The sequence below is a fragment of the Rheinheimera tilapiae genome (genome assembly GCF_042432165.1).
Lineage (GTDB): Bacteria > Pseudomonadota > Gammaproteobacteria > Enterobacterales > Alteromonadaceae > Pararheinheimera > Pararheinheimera tilapiae.
In genome coordinates, this window is record NZ_JBHLXP010000005.1 from 527,824 (window position 1) to 549,870 (window position 22,047).

The following is a 22,047-nucleotide window of genomic DNA, read 5'->3' on the forward strand; positions in this document are numbered from 1 at the left end:
TCTCTTCGGCTTTTTTCTTCTTCAGTGCTTCAGCTTTCTTCTTCGCCTCTGCTTCTTTCTTTTTCTTCAGATCTTCTTCTTTTTTCTTTTTCGCTAATTCTTCTTTTTTCTTCTTTTCAGCCAGCTCTTTTTTGCGCTCTTCTTCTTTTTTCTGTTTATCCAGCTTTTCTTTTTCTTTTTTCTTTTTCAGCGCAATATCAGCTTCTTCTTTTTTCTTTTTTGCTTCTTCCTGTTTCTTCTTGACCTGAATCTCTTTCTGTTCCTGAATTTTCCGCTCTTCTTCCAGTTTTTGTAGCTCTTCCTGCGGATCTTCTTCAGGCTCAGGTTTTGGTTCAGGTTTTGGCGGTTCTTTTTTAGGTTCCGGCTTTTTGCGTGTGGGCTTGTCAGCTTCTTTCAGATTGGGATTTTCAACGACACTAGCCTGCAACGGCGCATTCGACGCCGAATACAATGGCACTTCAATCACCTCATGTTTATCAAAAAAGCTGAAATTGATAAACATCGCCAACAACAATGCAAGATGAAGAGACGCTGATATCTGCAGCGCCTTTTTAAACGCCGGTTCCATCTTACTTAGACTCCACGTCTTCAGTCATCAAACCGACCGCAGGGGCGCCAGCTTCCTTCAACATATTCAGTAATTGAATCACCGCGTTGTAGTCAACCCGGCCATCGGCTTTGATGATAACCTGTGTACCAGGTTCAATCGTCAGCGTGCTCATGACTTCTGCCTGCAACGCTTCAGCGTTAAACGGCCCTTTCTGCACACTGTCTTTCTCGAAGTAATACAGCCCTGCTTCGTCAATAGTCGCAACTATCGGCGTTTTGTTGTCTTTCATCTGTTCGATAGGTTCTGCTTTGGATTTTGGCAGCTCGACCTTCACGCCCTGTGTAATGATGGGTGTAGTAACCATGAAAATAACCATCAACACCAACATCACGTCGATATACGGGACTACGTTAATCTCCGCCACCATCCGGCGTTTTTTACGCACGTACATCAGTGACTGTCTCCGCTGCTGACAGCCTGGCGGTGCAGGATATTGGAGAACTCTTCAACAAAGTTCGCATAAGAGTTTTCCAGCTGTTCGACGCTGTGAGAGAACTTGTTGTAGGCGATAACGGCAGGGATCGCTGCGAATAAACCGATCGCTGTTGCGATCAAAGCTTCCGCAATCGGTGGCGCAACCATCGCTAATGTTGCTTGTTGTACAGCGCCAAGTGCCATGAACGCATTCATGATCCCCCAGACTGTACCGAATAAACCGATATACGGACTGATCGAGCCAACTGTCGCTAAAAATGGTAAATGCGCTTCCAGACGCTCTACTTCACGGGAAAGTCCTACACGCATTGCGCGCTGGGTCCCTTCCATCACGGCACCTGGTGAGCGTGCTGACGTTTTATGTAAACGGGCAAACTCTTTAAAACCGGCTTTGAACAGAGATTCCATACCCGTCACGCTGGCCCGCGCACTGACTTCGTTATAGAGCTTGGATAAGTCGATTCCGGACCAGAATCGGTCCTCAAACTTTTTGCTTTCATCCAGCGCCTGGCTCAACGCTTTATTGCGCTGAATGATCATGGCCCAAGACACAATAGAAGCGGTCATCAGTATCAACATGACAATTTTTACAACGATACTGGCTTCGAGAATAAGACTTAGGACTGAAAGCTGGCCTGCCACCGGGAAACACCTCTGAACATCTGAAAAAGGCTAGAAATTTGGGCGCTATGATATTGGACACCCGTGTTTAACTCAACAGCGCACTGTCGGCATTTGTAAAAAAATTTCAGAACTGACAAAAGCCGGCTACCGTCGAATGCATTCAGTCCATGCAGATTCAGCGAAAGTTCCTGAATCCGCGATGAATCACCTGAATTTAACGGCAGGTGGCAATTTCCTGCCCATATCATAAACAGTACTTTTATTAATGCAATCATTGGTCTTACCAATTTCAATGTATCTCGCAAGGCGCGCTATACGTAGCTTCTAATTATTACAACTTAATATTCATGAATTCTGCATGAATATTCGCATTAGTTATTTTAATTGATCAGGGCAATTTTTCTAGTTTGAAGTAAATATTCTAAATCTCTAGAATGCGCAGCGTGTTCTCCACTAGCGCAACGGTCCAGACCGAGGGTTTTGGATTGTAGTGAAGTTCACAGAGCGATTGGGTAGATGTTCCATCTGCCGGGTTGCTCAACATGTTCCCTGGATTTTTTGAAGTCTTACTTCAACTTGTTGCATTGCCCGCTCCCTGAGCGGGTTTTTTTTGTCTGAAATTCAGCAAATTAAATGGCAAGACTTTGCCGCAGCGGGGTCACAGCGGCGTATCTAAACCTATTCAGCTGTCCTGTTTCGGCAGACCAAAACCAAAATGACGATAGGCATGCGCGGACACAATCCGGCCGCGCGGCGTGCGCTGAATAAAGCCTTGCTGGATCAGATAAGGCTCGATGACATCTTCAATGGTTTCCTTTTCTTCCCCGATCGCAGCTGCCAGGTTATCGAGACCGACCGGTCCGCCCATAAACTTTTCAATGATCGCCAGCATCAGCTTACGGTCCATATAGTCAAAACCATGTGCGTCAACATCGACCATCAATAGGGCCTGATTGGCGATATCCACATCGACCTTGCCTTGAGATTTTACCTGAGCGTAGTCGCGCACCCGGCGCAATAGACGGTTGGCAATACGCGGCGTGCCGCGTGAACGCCGGGCGATCTCTGTGGCAGCGGCCAGGTCCAGCGGTAAATTCAAAAAATCTGCCGAACGCTGCACGATAGTGGCAAGCTCCGCTGTTTTATAGAACTCCAGCCGCTGCACGATACCGAACCGGTCCCGCAAGGGTGAAGTCAGAGCGCCGGCACGCGTAGTAGCACCAACCAACGTAAAAGGCGGTAAATCCAATTTAATCGAGCGCGCGGCCGGTCCTTCGCCAATCATGATATCCAGCTGATAGTCTTCCATCGCCGGGTACAGGATCTCTTCGACCACTGGGCTTAACCGATGGATCTCGTCGATAAACAACACATCATTCGGTTCGAGATTAGTTAACAGTGCGGCTAAATCGCCAGCTTTTTCCAGCACAGGTCCAGAGGTTTGTTTAATATTCACGCCCATTTCATTCGCGACAATCATCGCCAGCGTGGTTTTACCCAAACCAGGTGGACCGAAAATAAGTAAATGATCCAGTGGCTCTGCCCTACCCCGCGCCGCTTCGATAAAAATCGCCATTTGTGCCCGCACGTGATCCTGACCAGTGTAATCGGCCAGCGACTTGGGCCGGATCGCCCGATCTATCACTTCTTCTTCAATGCGCGCTGTCGGCGCTACTAAGCGATCCGCTTCGATCATCATTCTGGCCTTTTCTTAAATCATTGATTTGAGTGCAGCTTTGATCAGCTGTTCGCTGCTGAGCTCTGATTTGAATACTTTTTTAACCGCCGCAGCGGCTTGAGATTGACTATAACCAAGACTCAGCAAGGCGCCGACTGCATCCTGCTCTGGACTGTCCTGCAATGCAAATTGTTGGACTTCATCATCGCCCAGCACCAGGTGATCGGTGACCGGAGTGTCAATATTGAGTCCCCAGTCTTTTAACCGGTCGCGCATTTCCACTAACAGCCGTTCGGCTGTCTTTTTGCCGACTCCGGGGAGTTTCACTAACGTGCTGATATCGTTGGCCTGCACGCATCGGACAAACTGACTGGCTGTCAGGCCTGATAAAATAGTCAGCGCCATTTTCGGACCAATCCCGTTCGCTTTAATCAACTGCCGAAACAGACTGCGCTCGGCGACCGAACTGAAACCGTACAGCAACTGTGCATCTTCGCGCACGACAAAATGAGTATAAATAACCGCTTCCTGACCGGTTGCAGGCAGACTGTAAAAACTGGTCAGTGGCAACTGAACTTCATAACCGACACCGCCCACTTCCAATAAAATTTCCGGCGCCTGCTTTTCCAGCACCACACCGCGTAACCGCCCAATCATGAATACCTGCCTGAATACTTCGTTAGAAGGATTTGTCTTAAGTTACATTAACGCAAGCGGCCACGCACCGTCTTGCTGGCCTGGCCGGCCAGATGGATCAAACTTTGTTGCGTATGGCCATGGCACAATGCCACAGCCAAGGCGTCGGCGGCATCCGCCTGCGGGTTTGCCGGCAACTTTAGCAAAGACCTGACCATATGCTGCACCTGTTCTTTCGCAGCAGCGCCAGTCCCAACCACGGACTGCTTGACCTGACGGGCTGAGTATTCGTAAACCTCAAGATCGGCAAATTTGGCCGCAACGATTGCGGCACCGCGGGCCTGACCTAGTTTCAGCGCTGAATCCGGATTACGAGCCATAAAAACCTGCTCTATCGCAAACACGGTCGGCTTCGTTTGCTGAATAATCTGGCTGACACCGTCAAAGATTTGTTTCAGCCGATCCGGCATCTCAGTCAGCGTCATCCGGATACAGCCGCTGGCAATGTATTCAAATTTGCTGCCGTGCTGACGGATCACGCCGTAACCAGTCAGCCGACTCCCCGGGTCAATCCCCAGAATAATATTCACTATTCTACCAGCGCCAGCACGTCATCAGCGATGTCGGCGTTGTGATATACGTTTTGTACGTCATCAAAATCTTCAAGCATATCAATCAGTTTAAAGAATTTCACCACAGTATCCGCATCGATTTCGGCTTTGGTCGACGGCACCAGACTGACTTCAGCGTGCTCCGCCACTAAACCAGCCTGTTCTAAGCGTTCTTTCACGTCGACAAAAGCCTCGGGGGTAGTGAGCACTTCAGCAGAACCATCATCATGCATCACCACATCATCAGCGCCGGCATCCAGTGCAAGCTCCATCAACTGATCTTCATTGACGCCGGGAGCAAAACTCAGCATGCCCTGACGACTGAACAGGTAAGAAACCGAACCGTTGGTACCTAAGTTGCCACCATATTTAGTGAAGGCGCTACGTACATCCTGCACGGTTCTTTTATGATTGTCGGTCAGCGTTTCGACGATGATGGCGACACCATTCGGGCCATAGCCTTCGTACACCAGCTCTTCAAAGTTCTCACCGTCACTATCGCCGGCGCCACGTTTGACCGCGCGATCTATCACATCACGCGATAGGTTATTCACTAAAGCCTTAGCGATGGCGGTGCGTAAACGCGGATTACCATCCGGATCCGGGCCTTGTTTGGCCGCTACGGTCAATTCGCGGATCAACTTAGTGAATATTTTGACTTTTTTGGCATCCTGACGCGCCTTGCGGTGCTTCATATTGGCCCATTTACTATGTCCGGCCATCATGGTCTCCTTCATCAGCCGAAAACAAAGTTCCGGCCCAACAATCAATGTATCGCGGCGATACAGATAAAAACGGCGACCAAAGTCGCCGTTTTACTGTTTATTCACAGCTTCTTATTTCTGTTCTTTAATCACAACCTGAACACTAAGCTCAGCAAGCTGTTGTGGATTGGCGAATCCTGGTGCGTCCGTTAATGGACAAGCAGCTGTTGCCGTTTTCGGGAACGCCATCACATCACGAATAGAGGTAGCACCGGTCATCAGCATCACCAGACGGTCCAGACCAAAGGCCAGACCGGCATGCGGTGGCGCACCGTAGCGCAGCGCTTCCAGCAGGAAGCCAAACTTTTCAGCCGCTTCTTCATCGCTGATGCCCAGTAACTGGAAGACTTTAGCCTGCACGTCTGAAGAATGGATCCGCACAGAACCACCACCCAGCTCAGTACCGTTTAACACCATGTCGTAGGCATTTGACAGCAAATTGCCCAGATCTAACTCAGCCATTGGCGTATTGAGGAAAGCATCTGTATCCAGTGGCGAGGTAAATGGGTGATGCACGGCGGAGAAGCTGCCGTCATCGTTTTCTTCAAACATTGGGAAATCAATGACCCACAGTGGACGCCAGCCCGGCACAGTCAGGCCAAGTTCTTCGCCCAGTTTCAGGCGCAATGCACCCATCGCTTCACACACCACTTTATAACGGTCGGCACCGAAGAAAATCAGGTCGCCATTTTGTGCGCCGGTACGTGTCAGCACTTCAGCAATAATTTCCGGAGTCAGGAACTTCGCGACCGGTGACTGAATACCCTCTACGCCGGCATTGATGTCGTTCACTTTCAGCCAGGCCAGACCTTTGGCGCCATAGATACCAACAAAAGCGGTATAACCATCAATGTCTTTCCGCGAAACCTTTTCAGCAGCGCCTGGCACTTTCAGTGCGACTACCCGGCCTTTCGGGTCATTAGCTGGGCCAGAAAACACTTTAAATTCAACATCTTTCACTAAATCCGCAATGTCGACAAACGACATTGGGTTACGCAGATCCGGCTTGTCTGAACCATACAAACGCATTGCTTCGTTGTAAGTCATTTGCGGGAACTCGCCGAGATCCACCTGCAGCATCTCGTTAAACAGCTGACGCGCCATTTTTTCAGTGACCGCACGAACTTCAACCGCAGTCATAAAACTGGTTTCGATATCGATTTGGGTGAATTCAGGCTGACGGTCTGCCCGCAAATCTTCATCGCGGAAGCATTTGACGATTTGATAATAACGGTCCATGCCAGCCATCATCAGCAGTTGTTTAAACAGCTGCGGTGATTGCGGCAGTGCAAAAAACTGGCCTTTGTGGGTGCGGCTTGGTACCAGATAATCGCGGGCACCTTCTGGCGTGGCTTTGGTCAGGATTGGTGTTTCGATATCCATAAAACCATGGCTGTCCATGAAGTTACGGACAAAACTGGTGACCTTGGCACGGAATTTAAGGCGATCACTCATCAATGGGCGACGCAAATCGAGATAACGGTATTTCAGCCGCTGCTCTTCAGAATTGTTTTGGTTAAAGTCCAGCGGTAAGGCCGGCGATTTATTCAGAATGGACAGGCTTGATGCATAGACTTCAACAGCACCTGTCGCCATGTCGGCGTTGACCTGAGAATCCGGCCGCGCTCTGACATTGCCTTCGATTTTTACGCAAAATTCAGCACGTAATTCGCCAGCCTGAGCGAACAACTCGGTCAGATCCGGATCAAAGAACACCTGTACCAGACCTTCACGGTCACGTAAATCAACGAAAATCAATCCGCCCAGATCACGGCGACGATTGACCCAACCACACAATGAAACCTGTTGACCTACGTGTTGCGCGGTGAGTGCACCGCAATAATGGCTACGCATGAACTTATCCTTTAAACCGGTCGAGCTGCGCTTACAGCGGAAAAATGAGCGCCAATTATATAGAAATGATCGACAATGTCACGGCCCCAAATCGCCAATCTGGACAGAAAGCCACTTAGGTGTTCAATGCATCTCAGCGGCTGAATCGGTACTGACCCTTGCCGCTTTGTTTGGCCAGGTACATCAGACTATCCGCAGATTTCAATAAACCGTTGCTGTCGATGCCATCGTCCGGATACAAAGCGATACCGATACTGGCACCTACTTTCACTTGACTCACCGACAATTGCACCGGCTCAGCTAGCTGTAGCAAAATTTTCTCAGCCACGATCGCTGCATCATCCCGATCTAATAAACCGGTCAATAACACGACAAATTCATCGCCACCAAAACGGGCCACAGTGTCACTTTTACGCACGCAATATTTCAGCATTGCGGCCACCCGGGTCAGCAATTCGTCGCCGACATCGTGGCCAAAACTGTCATTGACTGCTTTAAAGCCATCTAAATCAATAAATAACAAAGCCAGCTTTTCCTGATGCCGTGCATGTTGCATCACCGCCTGCTCCAAACGCTCCTGCAATAAGGCACGGTTGGCCAGCTGAGTCAGATCATCGTGTGTGGCCATAAAACGCATTTTTTGTTCCATGTCACGGCGTAACCCCACTTCACGGCGCAGTGACATATTCCAGAAAAACACCACAGCAAACAGCAAGAGACCTGCGCCGACGACCTGCAATACCAAAGTGTAGACCCGGTCCTGAGCTAAATCGGGATCAAAATCCAACAGGAACCAGCGGTTGCGGATCTCTGTCCGATCGGCTTCCGACAAGGTTCTGAGTCCCTGATCAATGATCTGTAATAACAATGGATAATCTTTACGTACAGCAAACAATGACGGCGTCACCGGCATGTCTGCCGGCAAATGCATGCGCAAATTGCTGTATTCCGGTTTGCGCAAAGTGCCGCCAGTGACCATCAGCGTGTCAATCGCGTAATTCACCTGCCCTTGCTGCAACAGTTCGAGGCTCTCGTCATAATGTGACGTCGGCACAATTTTAATCTCCGGGAATTGCTGCTGTAATAACAGATTGATATCGTAGTCTTTTTCGATTGCCACTGAGCTGCCGCTCAATTCACGCATCGATGCGACTGAAGCTGTGTGCCCCAGACTCAGCAAGGCCCATTGTGAAGGCCAGAAATTCAGGCTGAAATTCGCTTGTTTTTTACGCTCCGGCGTATCAGCCATATTGGCAATCATATCGAGTTTGCCATCGAGAAAATCCTGCACCAGCAGCTGCCAGTCAAAATAAGGAACCGCCACCAATTCAGTTCCAAGCCGCTGATTCAGCTTGGTCAGAATATCCTGCGTCACACCTTTAAACACGCCATCCTGATCGACAAACTCCATCGGCGGCCAGTTCGCCATCACGCCGACGCGGATGCTGTGATGATTTTTCAGCCATTCCTGTGCTTGAGGTGACAAAGGCACTTGCTGACGAAAACTATTGTAAAATCCTGTCTCCGGCCGCGCCAGCCAGCGTTTTTCAATGGTTTCCAGTTGATCTTGCGTAATGGCCTGAAATCCCTGCCTGAGTTTATCTGCCAGCTTGTTATCGTCGGCAGACACCAGAACCTGCAGTTCGGTCTGATAACGTGGTTGCTCGAGTTTTTTGTAGGCATTCGCATTCGTTTGCAGAACACGATGCTGCATGACTAAATCTGAAATAAAAAAACCTGAGATTTCATTGCGTTCAAAGGCGCGGATCATTTCCTCCAGCTTTTCAAAACTGCGGATTTGCAATACCGGATAATCCTGTCGCAATTTCTCAACGTACGATGCGGCAGCAAACACACCGATCGGCAAACTCACCTGAGTGATGTCGGTAAACTTCTGGCCGGCACTGTAATAAAACGATGACATCAGTCGATAGACCGGCCAGACCTGCCGAACACCTTCGGGAGTTTTGCCGGCAACCGGGAAGCCCATATGCGCATCGACCCGGCCTTGGCGCAGTGTTTTTAGACCTTCGGTGGTGGTCTCTGGCACCATCGCAATCGGGATCCCCGTTTGATCCGACCAAAGTTGCCACAGATCAACCAACAAACCCTGCGGAAGCCCATTGGGGGTCACATTCATCAGGGGTGGATTGCCCTCTGCCATTGCCACCAGTACGGTATTTTCGTCACTGATGCCACTGAGCCAGCGACGCTCCAGTTTTTCGACAAAACCTTCAGGTAAAGCGGCATAAGCTTGTCCGAGATGCGCGGCCAGCGCTGGGCGATTGCGCAATACTGCATAGGTCAGTTCGATTTTTTGCAAAGGCAGTTTGCGATATAACGGGAATTGCTCCTGGAGTTCTTTAATTCGATCAAATCGCGGGCTTAAGCGATCTTGCGCGGTGAAAGCGCGGAGCTCACCATTGAGCGCTGCGTTGTATAAGTCGTCTTGTAATGCGAACTCACGGACAATCAAGCCCGGCACGGCCTGGCGCAATGAGACGCTATTTGCTGATTGTTGTAAGGCGCCGATCAGATAGGGTTTCAGTTGCTGTAGCTGGTTAACATTATTCAGGTCGCGGTGGACAAACACGTTGCTATAGACATTGACCAGCGTCGGCCCCAATAAATATTGTTGTTCACGTTCCGGATTACGGCTCAGGCCTGCCACAACATCGATGTCACCATTGGCCAGCGCGGTGGCGAGTTGGACCCGGGGCAATACCCGGATCTCCAGAGTTAAACCGGCGGTATTTGCCAGCTGATGCCACAAATCGATCACCAGACCGACCGGTTTTTGTTGATTGTCAGAGTAGACATAAGGGTATATATCGTCGTTGGTGCCAACAACCAGTCGCCCCGATGTCAGCACCGGATCTGGAGCTTTCAGCGGTGCAGCCACAGTCCACAGGCTGCACAACATAAAAATGACCGTTATGATATGCTTCAAATTGCACTCTCTGAACATCAGGCGCTGTTTGCCAGGCCGGACTTGTTATTATGTATTATCTGGGCTGCCCGATGTGGGCAAACGATCAATGGCGCGGCAGCCTGTTTGATGCCGGTTGCCCCTCTTCAGACTTTTTAGTCCAATACAGCCGATATTTCAATGCAGTAGAAGGCAATACCACATTCTATGCAAATCCTTCCGCCGCAACTGTTTTACGTTGGCAAACGCTGGCCAATGCAGGATTTCGCTTCACATTCAAAGTTCCGCAACAAATCAGTCACCGACTGCGAGGCGCCGAACGTGCTGTTGCACTGGCACAATGGCTGGATTTATTGCAGCCACTGCGCACTCAGATAGGCTTGTCTCATTTACAGCTCTCTGCCCAATATCTGGTGACTGCGGATGCTGATTTCCTCCCGTTATTGCAGCAGTTGCGTCAGTTTAGCCCGGTCGCCGTTGAAGTCAGGCAACCGGCGTTTTTTAACAAAGGCGAAGCTGAGCAACAACTCCATCAGTTGTTACGGCAGACAGAGTGCGAACGGGTCATTCTCGACAGTCGATCTTTATTCGCACAGGCCCCTCTTAGCGCAGCACTGATCGATGCGCAACAGAAAAAACCGCGCCTTCCCGTTCACGTTTGCGCGCTTGGGCCAACACCGATGTTTCGTTTTATCGGTATATCGAACCTCGCAGCGAACCGACCTTTTTATCAGCCTTGGTTGCATAAAATGGCTCAGTGGCTCGATGAAGGTCGAACGCCTTATGCGTTTTTCCATACCGAAGACAATATCAGCGCACCATTATTAGCGCGGCAGTTTGCCCGGGAATTGTTTGAACTGTGTGGCGAAGACCATCCAGTACTAAGTCCTTGGCCCGGCGAACTAGCCCCAAGCCAAAATAGCCTGTTCTGAAGTTGTGCCCAAGCGAGCGGCTTTTTGCTACTATGACCACTGATTTCGCCAGCTTTTATCCCGCGTTGTGATGCAAAACATGATACAAAAAGATTCAATTTACGCCGAGCCACTGGCACAGGTTCAGGACTTCTGTTTCGACGCTGATGTCGTCGAAGTATTTCCGGACATGATCCAGCGCTCCGTACCTGGATATCAAACTATTATCCAGACCATCGGTAAACTGACGCAACGTTATCAGCAAGCCAGCAGCAATTATTACGACTTGGGCTGCTCTCTGGGCGCCGCAAGTTTAGCAATGCGCCGGCAGCTCAGCGACAGCAGCAGTAAAATCATTGCAGTCGATAACAGCCCGGCGATGGTTGAGCGTTGTCGGATGCATTTGCATGCTTTTCGCAGCGACGTGCCATTAGAAGTTCAGCTGGGTGATATCCGCGATTTGGCTATTGATAATGCAGCTATGGTGGTCAGTAATTTTACGCTGCAATTTTTGCCGAAGGCCGACCGGGATGCACTGGTTACCCGAATTTATCAGGGACTAAAACCTGGCGGTATTTTCATCCTGTCTGAAAAAGTGGTGTTCGACGACGCCGTCACACACGACTTGCTGATTGACTTGCACCACGATTTTAAACGTGCCAATGGTTATTCCGAACTGGAGATCAGTCAGAAGCGCACTGCGCTGGAAAATGTCATGCGGCCAGACACGCTGGCACAACATCAGCAACGTTTTGCTGCGGCTGGTTTTGCCAGCGCGACCGTTTGGTTTCAGTGTTTCAATTTCTGCTCAATGGTTGCGATCAAACAAGGTGCTGCCGATGCAAATGTTTAATGATTTTTATGCCTTGATCGCCAAAACCAAACTGGCGCCCTGGCTTAATGTACTGCCAGCACAGCTCAGCCACTGGTACAAAGAAGCCTTACACGGCGATTTTAAGCAGTGGCAAAAAGTGCTGGAACACCTGCCCAAAACAGAAACAGAACAAGTGAATCTGCAGTCGGCAGTGCAGATTGGTGCGGCTGAGGAGTTGTCCGACGGCGCCCGTCAGCGCCTTGAAGTGTTGCTCAAACAGCTGATGCCATGGCGCAAAGGCCCGTTTGATATTCATGGCCTGCACATTGACACCGAGTGGCGCAGTGACTGGAAATGGGACCGTGTTCTGCCCCATCTGGCGCCGTTACAGCATCGCACTGTACTGGATGTAGGCTGCGGCAGCGGCTATCACCTGTGGCGGATGCGCGGTGCCGGCGCTGAGCTGGTTGTTGGTATAGACCCTAGCCAGTTATTCTTCTGTCAGTTCCAGGCGATTAAGCATTTCCATCCGGATCCGGCGGTGCATCTGCTGCCCATCGGCATCGATGACATGCCGGAATTAAAGAGCTTCGATACGGTGTTTTCAATGGGTGTGTTGTACCACCGCCGCTCTCCGCTGGATTTTCTGCAACAGCTGAAAAATCAGCTGCGTACAGGTGGCCAGCTGGTGCTGGAAACCTTAGTGGTCCCCGGTGATGTGCAAACGGTACTGGTACCGACCGACCGCTACGCCAAAATGCGCAATGTCTGGTTTATTCCAAGCACTGCAGCACTTGAACTCTGGCTAGCCCGCGTCGGTTTTCGCGACATCCGCGTGGTCGATTTAAATCAGACCAGTATTGAGGAACAGCGCGCCACCGACTGGATGCAAAATGAAAGTCTGGTTGATTTTCTTGATCCGACTGATCATAGTAAGACCATTGAAGGCTATCCAGCGCCGCTGCGGGCGGTAATTGTAGCAACCGCCTGATCTGTCAGAGGAATTTTATGCCGTACCGCCCCAAATCGACATTAGAACAATGGCGGATCCTGCAGGCAGTGGTTGATGCAGGCGGTTACGCGCAAGCAGCTGAGTTGCTGAACAAAAGCCAGTCCAGCCTGAATCATGCCGTGGCAAAGCTGCAAAATCAGCTTGGTGTTGAACTGTTACATGTGGTTGGACGCAAAGCTTTTCTGACCGCCGCCGGCGAAGTGATGCTCAGACGCTCGCGTCTGCTGACGCAGCAAATTGAAGATCTGGAACTGCTGGCCGCCAATATTGATATGGGCTGGGAGCCTGAACTGCGTCTGGCAGTTGAAATTATCTATCCGCGCGACAAGCTGTATCAGGCGCTGTCGGAGTTTTATCCGCTCAGTCGTGGCAGCCGGATCCAAATCATCGATACCGTGATCACCGGCAGCGCGGAAATGATCCTCGAAGCCAAAGCTGATCTGGTGATCACCGCGACGCCGATGGTGCCGCGTGGTTATTTGAGTGAACCGTTATGCATCGCTCATATGGTGTTGGTCTGCGCACCGGACCATCCGCTGACGGAGATTGATGCATTGGACGCTGACGAGCTGTCACAACATTTACAAATTGTGATCCGCGATACCGGACAAAAACCTGCTGAAAACGCGGGTTGGCTGAAAGCGGAGCAACGCTGGACTGTTGGCAATTTTTATGAAGCGATGGTGATCCTGCAACGCGGCTTAGGTTTTTGCTGGCTGCCGGACTTCATCGTACAACAAGCCTTGCAAGACGGCGTGTTAGTCAGGCTACAACTAAAACAAAGCACTGAGCGGCAAATACCCCTGTCACTGGTGATCCCCAAAGAAGACAAATTAGGCCCGGGTGGCCGGCAACTGCGCCAGATCATTCTGGCGGCCCATGGCAAAACAGGACACTGAAGATGAAACCAACCGAACTTTCCGAACTGATGTTACAAAGTGCAAAAGATGCAGTGTCTTATGCTCTGGAAGATCATCAAGTCACACTAGACCTTAGCCTTGAGTCCTTACCACTGGTCGACGTGCTCCTCAGCAGTGTGGCCCATCAGCAGCAAAAGCAGCGTCTGTCCGATGAGCACATGTTTGCTTTATGTAATATCTTCGGCGCCTATTTAGGGCAAGTATTTATCAGTGTCGTGGGTGGCGAATGGGTCCATCAGACGGGTGATGAATCAGCGCCTTATGTCAGTCTGAACTATAACAACAAAGAATTTCCGCTGGCATCACTGGTCTACCACAAGGTGACAAAAAATCCTGATTTAAGCGTCAACGAATACATTCGCCAGGCAATCAGCAACGCCATGCAATGACAACGCAAAGCGCTACTGCTCAGTCCTGTGCCGGCGCGCGCGGATTAAACCTTTTGTCTTGCCGGCAAACAAGGTAAAATGCGCGCGTTTTTTTATCCCCATTTAACCAAGCCATCGAGGATAACCGTGAGCGAACAAAAAACTTCATTAAGTTACAAAGACGCAGGGGTCGATATTGATGCCGGTGAAGCACTGGTCGATCGTATCAAGGGTGCGGTGAAGCGCACTACCCGCAAAGAAGTGATTGGTGGCCTCGGTGGTTTTGGCGCTATGTGTCAAATCCCTGCCGGTTATAAAGAACCGGTTTTAGTCTCTGGAACCGACGGTGTTGGTACCAAACTGCGTCTGGCAATGGACTTAGGCCGCCATGACAGCGTCGGCATCGACTTAGTCGCCATGTGTGTCAACGACATCGTGGTTCAGGGCGCAGAGCCGCTGTTTTTCCTCGACTACTATGCAACCGGCAAGCTGAACGTCGATACTGCAGCCACCGTGGTTGAAGGTATTGCCCGCGGTTGTGAGTTGTCTGGTTGTGCATTGGTTGGCGGTGAAACGGCTGAAATGCCTGGCATGTATCATGGCGACGACTATGACATCGCCGGTTTCTGTGTCGGTGTAGTGGAAAAAGCCGAGATCATTGACGGTAGCTTGGTCAAACCAGGTGATCAGCTGATCGCACTGGCTTCTTCTGGCCCTCACTCCAACGGTTTCTCGTTAGTGCGCAAGATCCTCGAAGTCAGCGGTCAGTCACCAGAAACCTTGCTGGGTGAAAAATCTCTGGCCGACCATCTGTTAGCGCCAACTCGCATCTATGTGAAAAACCTGCTGAATCTGATCAAACAACTGCCGGTGCATGCGCTGTGTCACATCACTGGCGGTGGTTTCTGGGAAAACATCCCGCGTGTTCTGCCAGAGCACACCAAAGCGGTAGTGAACGAACAAAGCTACCAGTGGCCAGCCATTTTTGACTGGTTACAACAACAAGGCAACGTGACCCGTTACGAGATGTACCGCACTTTTAACTGCGGTGTGGGCATGATCGTAGTGGTGAGCCCGGATAACCTGGACAAAGCGCTGGAATTGCTGCAACAAGCCGGTGAAAAAGCCTGGCATATTGGTGAAATCCAATCAGCCGTCAGTGGTGATGCGCAAGTCGTGATCCCTGGTGTGAACGCATAACGATGAAATCCATCGTTGTGCTCATTTCGGGCAGTGGTTCTAATCTGCAAGCTATTCTCGACGCCTGCAAGGCCGGCTTCATCGCCGGTCGTGTCAGCGCAGTCATTAGTAATAAAGCAGATGTGTTTGGCCTGACCCGGGCAACCGAAGCCGGCGTGCCGGCACTGGTACTGGATCACAAACAATTCGCAGACCGGCAAAGTTATGATGCGGCACTGTGTGAAGCTATTGACCTGCATCAGCCGGATTTAGTGGTACTGGCCGGTTTCATGCGGATTCTGACGCCGGAGTTTGTCGCACATTACAGTGGTCGGTTACTGAACATTCACCCGTCATTATTACCCAAATACCAGGGCCTCAACACCCATCAACGGGCTATCGATGCCGGGGATTCAGTCCATGGCTGCAGCGTACATTTTGTCACTGCCGAACTCGATGGTGGCCCTGTGGCGCTGCAGGCGAAGGTCCCGGTCTTCCCGGAAGATGACGCGTCAGCCGTTGCTGCACGTGTGCATGAACAGGAACACCGGATCTATCCTTTGGTAGTCCGCTGGTTTTGCCAGGACCGTTTACAACAACAAGCCGATAAGGCATTGTTAGACGGCCAAATCCTTTCACCGCATGGATATGCTGATGATGATGAATAAACAATGGCGCCTTCTGGCGTCATTTTTTTACCTGAGCCTGCTGACACCAGCCATGGCTCAACAAACGCCGGTAGTCGCGCCTGCTGCGCAGCCTGCCGCCACCACGGTCACCGCCGGTCTGAAACCTTTTACTGCCAAATATCAGGTGCTTCGCTCCGGCAAAGTGCATGGCGATGCTGAGCGCTACCTCAAACCGTGGGGGCAAGGTTTTGAACTGGGTTATAAAAGTAATATCACTTGGTTGATCTTCAAGGATGAACGCCACGAACGTTCGCGCTTTGCGCTGAAAGATGGCCGGCTGCAGCCATTTTTTTACCAATTAAAACGTTGGGGCACAGGTCCGGGTCGTCACTATGAGCTCAATCTGGACTGGAGCAAGCACGAATTACTAACCGGCAAAGAAAAAGCACCTAAAACGGTGGAATGGAACGAACAATGGTTGGATCAGCTGAGCTATCACAGTCAGCTGGTAGTCGAGCTGGCTGCTGGAAAAACCGAATTCAGCTTTGATGTGTTGACCCGACATGGCGACTCGCGCAGCTACCAGTACAAAGTCACCGGCGAAGAGCTGTTGACGCTACCGGCAGGTAAAATCAAAACCATCCGGGTAGAGCGGGTTGGCAAAGACCTGGATAAACAGGTCGTGGCCTGGGTTGCGCCTGAGCTGGATTACCTGCTCGTCAAACTGTGGCAAGCGGAAGATAAAGTTGAACAATTTGACGTTCAGCTGCAAAGTTACCAGTTCAACCAATAGTCTGAAAAGCCAGATCGCCGGTTAAAACCGGCGCACCATCTCCCCCGCTTTCCATAAAATAGCTTCCCCAGTAGTCATGGCTTGCCAGGCTTCGTTGCAGGTCAGCGGCATGGTTGCAACTATAGTGACGACATCCCGCTCTGTGGTTTCCCGCGTAAAATCGATATCAACATCAACATCCGACAAACGGGCCAGACCAAAGGGTGCCCGCCGGGTGATGTGATGCAATTTAGTACTGCAATAACAAAACAGATAATCACCATCAGACAGTAATAAGTTAAACACACCTTGTTGACGCAGCCCATCACAGAGCTTTTTGACAAAAGCAAACAGCTGTGGCCGGCTTTTTGGCCCCTGCGGATATTTCTCTGCCAGAGCAGATAAAATAAAACAGAAAGCCCTTTCACTGTCTGTTGTCCCGACCGGCTGAAACTGGCCGCACGGTAACTGTTTGTAGTCGCTGAGCTGACCGTTGTGCGCGTATGTCCAGTAACGCCCCCAAAGCTCGCGGGTAAAAGGATGGGTATTCTCCAGCGCCACCCGCCCCCGATTGGCTTGGCGTACATGAGCAACCACCACATTACTTTTAATTGGATAATCAGTAATAAGTTCCGCTACGCGGGAATGATGACTCGCTGCCGCATCTTTAAAAGTCGACACTCCTTTGCCCTGATAAAAAGCGATACCCCAGCCGTCTTTGTGCGGGCCAGTATTGCCGCCCCGCTCACGTAGCCCTTTAAAACTAAAACAAATATCAGTCGGTACGTTGGCCGACATCCCTAACAATTCACACATAAAAATCTTCCAAATCGATGTCTTGCCAGACTATCAGCGCAATCTGCATCTGACCAGCGTGAGATAGTTCTGCGGTATAACCAAAGTGTTATCCACAAAACTGTACAGTTGTTCAGCTACACTTGGCGGGAACTGCATCTGCTTGCTCAGGAACTACTTGCAACTTGGCGACAAGACTTATACCCTATCGCTGTTAGTGGTCAGACCTCTTATCAGGAGAACAAGATGGAATTACTCGTATTTATCGCTTTATTACTGGTGTTGGTTGGCATTCTCGCCTACCACAGAGCCAGTCTGACGCTGTTTACCGCAGCAATCGGTGGTTTGTTAGTCCTCGGCAGCTTCTTTGGTACTGTCGGCCTGGTTGGCTGGATCCTGTTTGCCGCCGTTGCTTTACCGCTGAACATCGCCAGTATTCGTCAGCAGCATATCACCAAGCCTCTGCTGAAACTGTACCGTAAAATCATGCCGGAAATGTCCACCACCGAAAAAGAAGCCATCGACGCTGGGACCACTTGGTGGGAAGGCGACTTGTTTCGTGGCAACCCGGATTGGCACAAACTACACAATTTCCCAAAACCACGCTTAAGTGCGGAAGAGCAAGCCTTCCTTGATGGTCCGGTTGAAACTGTGTTGCGGATGGTCGATGACTGGCATGTGACGCATGAACGTACTGATTTGTCGCCGGAAGTCTATACCTACTTAAAAGATCAGGGCTTCTTCGCCATGATCATCAAAAAGCAATATGGTGGCCTTGAGTTCTCTGCGTACGCGCAATCTTGTGTACTGCAGAAACTGACCAGTAAGAGCATGGTGTTGTCTAGCACAGTTGGCGTACCAAACTCGTTAGGCCCCGGCGAACTGCTGCAACACTATGGCACCAAAGAGCAGCAGGACTATTATCTGCCGCGTCTGGCCAAAGGTCTGGAAGTTCCTTGTTTCGCATTAACATCTCCAGAAGCTGGCTCTGATGCCGGTGCTATTCCGGACTTCGGCGTGGTCTGTAAAGGCGAATGGGAAGGCAAAGAAATTGTTGGTATGCGCCTGACCTGGAACAAACGTTACATCACGCTGGCACCTATCGCGACTGTGCTTGGCCTTGCGTTCAAACTGCAGGATCCAGACAATCTGCTGGGTGACAAAGAAGATTTAGGCATCACTTGCGCCTTGATCCCAGTCAGCACCGCAGGCGTGAAGATCGGTCGTCGTCATTTTCCACTGAACGTACCATTCCAGAATGGTCCAACGCAGGGACAAGATGTCTTTGTACCGCTGGACTACATCATTGGTGGTCCTGCGATGGCTGGTCAGGGCTGGCGTATGCTGGTTGAATGTTTGTCTGTGGGTCGTGCTATCACCCTGCCGTCAAACAGCACCGGTGGTATCAAGTCAGTCGCTCTGGCAACCGGCGCTTATGCCCGGATCCGTCGTCAGTTCAAATTGCCAATCGGTAAAATGGAAGGCGTGGAAGAAATCATGGCGCGGATTGGTGGTTATGCCTATATGTCAGATGCGTCGACAACAATGTCAGTTGGTTCTATCGACCTTGGTGAAAAGCCATCGGTGATCTCTGCCATCACTAAATACCACATGACAGAGCGGATGCGTCAGGCCATCATCGATGCGATGGATGTGCACGGCGGCAAAGGCATCTGTATGGGGCCAAACAATTATCTGGCCCGTGGTTACCAGGGCGCGCCTGTAGCCATTACGGTAGAAGGTGCCAACATTCTGACCCGCAACATGATCATTTATGGTCAGGGCGCGATCCGTTGCCATCCTTATGTATTGGCTGAACTGCAGGCCGCACAGCTGAGTGATGAGCGCGCTGCTGTCACCGCATTTGATCGTGCCTTGTTTGGTCATATCGGCTTCAGTATCAGCAATTTCTTCCGGACTTTCTGGCTGTCACTGACCAACAGTGCCTTCAGTCATGCACCAGTTCAGGATGAAACCGCGAAATACTATAAACAAATGAATCGTTTCAGCTCTGCCTTAGCTTTGATGTCTGATATTGCGATGGCAACACTCGGTGGTGATTTGAAACGACGTGAGCGTATCTCAGCGCGTTTGGGTGACATTCTGAGTATGCTGTACATCACTTCATCGATCCTGAAGCGTTATAACGATGAAGGCCGTCAGGTGCAGGATTTACCCCTGGTGCAATGGGGTTGTGAAGACAATCTGTACCGCGCACAGCTGGCACTGGATGAGTTGTTCGATAACTTCCCAAATCGTGCTGTGGGTATCCTGTTTAAACGTGTGGTATTCCCGTTTGGCCGTTCGTTACGTCGTCCAAGCGATCAGGTGGAACATCAGGTTGCCCGCATCATGCAAACACCATGTGAAGCCCGCTCACGGTTGGGGACCCATTTGTATCTGACCGATGAGCCGAACAACCTGCTGGGCCAGCTGGAAAAAGCACTGACGGATATTCTGGCCGCCGAACCGCTGTTTGATAAAGTGATGCATGCGGCAAACAAAAAGCTGCCATTCTATCGCTTGAATGAAGTTGCAGATCTAGGCCTGAGCCTCGGTGTTCTCAGTCAGGCAGAAGCTGAAAAGCTGCGTGTGGCTGAAGTAGGTCGGTTAAAAACCATCAATGTCGACGACTTCGACCCAATTGACATGATGGCAGACAAGTCACTGTTAGAGTCAGACGCGAAAGCTGCGGTACAAGCCGCTTAAACTTGTCCAACTCAACTAAGCCGGCCTTTGCGCCGGCTTTTTTCTGTCCGTAAAGCATCCATGATGCCAAAGACCCGGCACATCACAGCACTAGTCAGGTGATAAAAAGCAAGACAACGCGAGCACTGCGTGCGCAGAGCTGGAGGCACTATAGGAAAAAAGCTATGAGATGTTATTGAACTGCAGAAAAACTAAAAACCCGCTGTTGCGGGCTCTGAGAAGATGGTCGGTGATGCAAGATTCGAACTTGCGACCCCTTGGACCCAAACCAAGTGCGCTACCAAGCTGCGCTAATCACCGTCACTTTTCTTCTTTACTAACTAACACGCTGAATTGGGGTGGCTGATGGGGCTCGAACCCACGACAACCGGAATCACAATCCGGGGCTCTACCAACTGAGCTACAGCCACCGCTGACTTCAACGTTCTCTTTAAGTAAATGGCGCGCCCGATAGGACTCGAACCTATGACCCACGGCTTAGAAGGCCGTTGCTCTATCCAGCTGAGCTACGGACGCAGAACTCGCGGCCACAGAAGCGCTCTACTTAAAGATGGTCGGTGATGCAAGATTCGAACTTGCGACCCCTTGGACCCAAACCAAGTGCGCTACCAAGCTGCGCTAATCACCGACTTCGTTACACTACTGCAACGGGGCGCAATATTACAACCCACCTCAGGAAGCGTCAAACGATTTTTTGCCGTTTCGATTCGTTTGCTTATTATTTGAACCTTCTACGAAAATTCCGTAGAAATCAGCGGCAATCCGCTGCAAATATCAACAAATTGAAGCGCTTCCGGCAATTGACTTGGCGCTGCCCTATCGCCTGTGAGAAAATACGCCACAGCATATTACTCAGATCACAGGCAGAACAAATGGCAGCTCAAATAATCGATGGTAAAGCAATTGCTCAGGCGACCCGAAATCAGGTCGCGTTGCGTGTCCAGCAACGACTGGCTGCCGGCAAACGGGCACCAGGCCTTGCCGTAGTGTTAGTCGGCGCTGATCCGGCTTCACAGGTTTATGTCGGCAGTAAACGTAAGGCCTGTGAAGAAGTCGGTTTTGTGCAGTTTTCGCATGATTTGCCCGCCGACACTACGCAACAGCAGTTATTTGATTTAATTGACCAGTTGAATGCCGACCCGAGTGTCGACGGTATTTTGGTGCAACTGCCATTACCAGCCGGTTTAGATGCTTCCACTATTCTGGAGCGTATCAATCCGCTGAAAGACGTCGACGGTTTTCATCCCTACAATATTGGTCGTTTAGCCCAGCGCATGCCGGCGCTGCGCCCATGTACACCGAAAGGCATCATTAAGCTGCTGCAATCGACCGGTGTGCAAATTCGCGGTATGGACGCAGTGGTTGTCGGGGCTTCCAACATTGTCGGCCGTCCAATGGCGCTGGAGCTGTTATTAGCGGGTTGCACCACTACGGTCTGCCACAAATTTACCAAAAACCTCGAACAACAGGTTCGCCGCGCTGACTTATTGGTGGTTGCTGTCGGCAAACCGGAATTTATCCCGGGCGACTGGGTCAAACCTGGCGCCCTGGTGATCGACGTCGGGATTAACCGTTTAGATTCTGGCAAGCTCGTTGGTGACGTTGAATTTGACAAAGCTGTACAACATGCTCGGTTTATTACCCCGGTGCCAGGTGGCGTAGGCCCGATGACTGTAGCTTGTCTGATTGAAAACACACTGGAAGCCTGCGAACAGTTTCATGACATGTAAAGCAAATGCTTTGGAATCGCCACAAACTGCTCCTGCGTTTGCGGCGTACCAACCGTCCCTGGTTATA

The 22,047-nt window shown here is 50.7% G+C and carries 20 protein-coding genes and 4 tRNA genes; 10 read left to right on the plus strand and 14 right to left on the minus strand.

Going from position 1 to position 22,047, the window contains the following annotated elements; translation table 11 throughout:
- The 9 genes from tolA to ACFFJP_RS18835 all read right to left on the minus strand — a co-directional run.
- Nucleotides 1–568, minus strand: a 568-nt coding sequence (gene tolA / locus ACFFJP_RS18795; RefSeq protein ID WP_377247951.1) for a cell envelope integrity protein TolA, incomplete at its 3' end; no start/stop codon positions are given.
- Between the two features lies 1 nt (nt 569).
- Complete coding sequence (gene tolR, locus ACFFJP_RS18800; protein WP_377247954.1) at nt 570–1,001, minus strand: protein TolR; 432 nt, start codon at nt 999–1,001, stop codon at nt 570–572.
- Nucleotides 1,001–1,687: a protein TolQ gene (gene tolQ / locus ACFFJP_RS18805; RefSeq protein ID WP_377247956.1), complete on the minus strand. Its 687-nt coding sequence runs from the start codon at nt 1,685–1,687 to the stop codon at nt 1,001–1,003. Before tolQ ends, tolR begins: the two co-directional genes overlap by 1 nt.
- 664 nt (nt 1,688–2,351) lie before the next feature.
- Nucleotides 2,352–3,365 carry a Holliday junction branch migration DNA helicase RuvB gene (gene ruvB, locus ACFFJP_RS18810; RefSeq protein WP_377248473.1) on the minus strand — a complete coding sequence of 338 codons (1,014 nt, stop codon included), beginning with the start codon at nt 3,363–3,365 and terminating at the stop codon, nt 2,352–2,354.
- A 15-nt stretch (nt 3,366–3,380) separates the two neighbouring features.
- Nucleotides 3,381–4,004: a Holliday junction branch migration protein RuvA gene (gene ruvA / locus ACFFJP_RS18815; RefSeq protein WP_377247959.1), complete on the minus strand. Its 624-nt coding sequence runs from the start codon at nt 4,002–4,004 to the stop codon at nt 3,381–3,383.
- 47 nt (nt 4,005–4,051) lie between these two features.
- Entirely contained in the window at nt 4,052–4,573 is a 522-nt protein-coding gene (gene ruvC, locus ACFFJP_RS18820) for a crossover junction endodeoxyribonuclease RuvC (protein WP_377247962.1), read from the minus strand.
- Nucleotides 4,573–5,316, minus strand: a complete 744-nt coding sequence (locus tag ACFFJP_RS18825) for a YebC/PmpR family DNA-binding transcriptional regulator (protein ID WP_377248476.1) — start codon at nt 5,314–5,316, stop codon at nt 4,573–4,575. Before ACFFJP_RS18825 ends, ruvC begins: the two co-directional genes overlap by 1 nt.
- Before the next feature lie 114 nt (nt 5,317–5,430).
- A complete protein-coding gene (aspS, locus tag ACFFJP_RS18830) occupies nt 5,431–7,212 on the minus strand; it encodes an aspartate--tRNA ligase (protein WP_377247965.1) in 1,782 nt (593 codons plus the stop codon).
- 133 nt (nt 7,213–7,345) lie between these two features.
- Nucleotides 7,346–10,162, minus strand: coding sequence for a transporter substrate-binding domain-containing protein (locus ACFFJP_RS18835; protein WP_377247968.1), 2,817 nt, complete (start codon nt 10,160–10,162; stop codon nt 7,346–7,348).
- 50 nt (nt 10,163–10,212) lie between these two features.
- On the opposite strand from ACFFJP_RS18835, the gene ACFFJP_RS18840 reads away from it, so the two are divergent.
- From ACFFJP_RS18840 to ACFFJP_RS18875, 8 genes are all read left to right on the plus strand, one after another.
- Nucleotides 10,213–11,073 carry a DUF72 domain-containing protein gene (locus tag ACFFJP_RS18840; RefSeq protein ID WP_512700578.1) on the plus strand — a complete coding sequence of 287 codons (861 nt, stop codon included), beginning with the start codon at nt 10,213–10,215 and terminating at the stop codon, nt 11,071–11,073.
- Nucleotides 11,074–11,143: 70 nt separating this feature from the next.
- Nucleotides 11,144–11,905: a carboxy-S-adenosyl-L-methionine synthase CmoA gene (gene cmoA / locus ACFFJP_RS18845; protein ID WP_377247974.1), complete on the plus strand. Its 762-nt coding sequence runs from the start codon at nt 11,144–11,146 to the stop codon at nt 11,903–11,905.
- Entirely contained in the window at nt 11,892–12,857 is a 966-nt protein-coding gene (gene cmoB, locus ACFFJP_RS18850) for a tRNA 5-methoxyuridine(34)/uridine 5-oxyacetic acid(34) synthase CmoB (protein ID WP_377247977.1), read from the plus strand. The genes cmoA and cmoB overlap by 14 nt, the downstream gene beginning before the upstream one ends.
- A gap of 17 nt (nt 12,858–12,874) precedes the next feature.
- Nucleotides 12,875–13,777, plus strand: a complete 903-nt coding sequence (locus tag ACFFJP_RS18855; protein ID WP_377247980.1) for a LysR family transcriptional regulator — start codon at nt 12,875–12,877, stop codon at nt 13,775–13,777.
- A 2-nt stretch (nt 13,778–13,779) separates the two neighbouring features.
- On the plus strand, nt 13,780–14,187 hold the full coding sequence (locus tag ACFFJP_RS18860; protein ID WP_377247983.1) for a hypothetical protein: 408 nt from the start codon (nt 13,780–13,782) through the stop codon (nt 14,185–14,187).
- A 126-nt stretch (nt 14,188–14,313) separates the two neighbouring features.
- Nucleotides 14,314–15,366 (plus strand): phosphoribosylformylglycinamidine cyclo-ligase, encoded by a 1,053-nt coding sequence (gene purM / locus ACFFJP_RS18865; protein WP_208932268.1) that lies wholly within the window; start codon nt 14,314–14,316, stop codon nt 15,364–15,366.
- Nucleotides 15,367–15,368: 2 nt separating this feature from the next.
- On the plus strand, nt 15,369–16,013 hold the full coding sequence (gene purN, locus ACFFJP_RS18870; RefSeq protein WP_377247989.1) for a phosphoribosylglycinamide formyltransferase: 645 nt from the start codon (nt 15,369–15,371) through the stop codon (nt 16,011–16,013).
- Nucleotides 16,000–16,767, plus strand: coding sequence for a DUF3108 domain-containing protein (locus ACFFJP_RS18875; RefSeq protein WP_377247992.1), 768 nt, complete (start codon nt 16,000–16,002; stop codon nt 16,765–16,767). Before purN ends, ACFFJP_RS18875 begins: the two co-directional genes overlap by 14 nt.
- 21 nt (nt 16,768–16,788) lie before the next feature.
- Here the strand turns inward: ACFFJP_RS18875 and ACFFJP_RS18880 are convergent, their stop codons facing one another.
- Nucleotides 16,789–17,562: a class II glutamine amidotransferase gene (locus ACFFJP_RS18880; RefSeq protein WP_377247995.1), complete on the minus strand. Its 774-nt coding sequence runs from the start codon at nt 17,560–17,562 to the stop codon at nt 16,789–16,791.
- Nucleotides 17,563–17,787: 225 nt separating this feature from the next.
- Between ACFFJP_RS18880 and fadE the strand changes: the two genes are divergently transcribed.
- Nucleotides 17,788–20,250 (plus strand): acyl-CoA dehydrogenase FadE, encoded by a 2,463-nt coding sequence (gene fadE / locus ACFFJP_RS18885; RefSeq protein ID WP_377247998.1) that lies wholly within the window; start codon nt 17,788–17,790, stop codon nt 20,248–20,250.
- Nucleotides 20,251–20,473: 223 nt separating this feature from the next.
- On the opposite strand, the gene ACFFJP_RS18890 is transcribed toward fadE, so the two are convergent.
- The 4 genes from ACFFJP_RS18890 to ACFFJP_RS18905 form a co-directional block, all read right to left on the minus strand.
- Nucleotides 20,474–20,550, minus strand: a tRNA-Pro gene (locus ACFFJP_RS18890).
- A 34-nt stretch (nt 20,551–20,584) separates the two neighbouring features.
- A tRNA-His gene (locus tag ACFFJP_RS18895) sits at nt 20,585–20,660 on the minus strand.
- A 29-nt stretch (nt 20,661–20,689) separates the two neighbouring features.
- Nucleotides 20,690–20,766, minus strand: a tRNA-Arg gene (locus tag ACFFJP_RS18900).
- Between the two features lie 35 nt (nt 20,767–20,801).
- Nucleotides 20,802–20,878, minus strand: a tRNA-Pro gene (locus tag ACFFJP_RS18905).
- A 244-nt stretch (nt 20,879–21,122) separates the two neighbouring features.
- Here ACFFJP_RS18905 and folD point away from each other — a divergent pair.
- On the plus strand, nt 21,123–21,980 hold the full coding sequence (gene folD / locus ACFFJP_RS18910; RefSeq protein ID WP_031571740.1) for a bifunctional methylenetetrahydrofolate dehydrogenase/methenyltetrahydrofolate cyclohydrolase FolD: 858 nt from the start codon (nt 21,123–21,125) through the stop codon (nt 21,978–21,980).
- Nucleotides 21,981–22,047 lie beyond the last annotated feature (67 nt).

What these genes read in the sequence shown, in the direction of transcription:
- tolR (WP_377247954.1), bottom strand. Translation starts at nt 1,001, where the DNA reads ATGTACGTGCGTAAAAAACGCCGGATGGTGGCGGAGATTAACGTAGTC.
- ruvB (WP_377248473.1), bottom strand. Translation starts at nt 3,365, where the DNA reads ATGATCGAAGCGGATCGCTTAGTAGCGCCGACAGCGCGCATTGAAGAA.
- ruvA (WP_377247959.1), bottom strand. Translation starts at nt 4,004, where the DNA reads ATGATTGGGCGGTTACGCGGTGTGGTGCTGGAAAAGCAGGCGCCGGAA.
- ACFFJP_RS18825 (WP_377248476.1), bottom strand. Translation starts at nt 5,316, where the DNA reads ATGGCCGGACATAGTAAATGGGCCAATATGAAGCACCGCAAGGCGCGT.
- aspS (WP_377247965.1), bottom strand. Translation starts at nt 7,212, where the DNA reads ATGCGTAGCCATTATTGCGGTGCACTCACCGCGCAACACGTAGGTCAA.
- ACFFJP_RS18840 (WP_512700578.1), top strand. Translation starts at nt 10,213, where the DNA reads ATGTATTATCTGGGCTGCCCGATGTGGGCAAACGATCAATGGCGCGGC.
- cmoA (WP_377247974.1), top strand. Translation starts at nt 11,144, where the DNA reads ATGCAAAACATGATACAAAAAGATTCAATTTACGCCGAGCCACTGGCA.
- cmoB (WP_377247977.1), top strand. Translation starts at nt 11,892, where the DNA reads ATGCAAATGTTTAATGATTTTTATGCCTTGATCGCCAAAACCAAACTG.
- ACFFJP_RS18855 (WP_377247980.1), top strand. Translation starts at nt 12,875, where the DNA reads ATGCCGTACCGCCCCAAATCGACATTAGAACAATGGCGGATCCTGCAG.
- ACFFJP_RS18860 (WP_377247983.1), top strand. Translation starts at nt 13,780, where the DNA reads ATGAAACCAACCGAACTTTCCGAACTGATGTTACAAAGTGCAAAAGAT.
- purN (WP_377247989.1), top strand. Translation starts at nt 15,369, where the DNA reads ATGAAATCCATCGTTGTGCTCATTTCGGGCAGTGGTTCTAATCTGCAA.
- ACFFJP_RS18875 (WP_377247992.1), top strand. Translation starts at nt 16,000, where the DNA reads ATGATGATGAATAAACAATGGCGCCTTCTGGCGTCATTTTTTTACCTG.
- ACFFJP_RS18880 (WP_377247995.1), bottom strand. Translation starts at nt 17,562, where the DNA reads ATGTGTGAATTGTTAGGGATGTCGGCCAACGTACCGACTGATATTTGT.
- fadE (WP_377247998.1), top strand. Translation starts at nt 17,788, where the DNA reads ATGGAATTACTCGTATTTATCGCTTTATTACTGGTGTTGGTTGGCATT.
- folD (WP_031571740.1), top strand. Translation starts at nt 21,123, where the DNA reads ATGGCAGCTCAAATAATCGATGGTAAAGCAATTGCTCAGGCGACCCGA.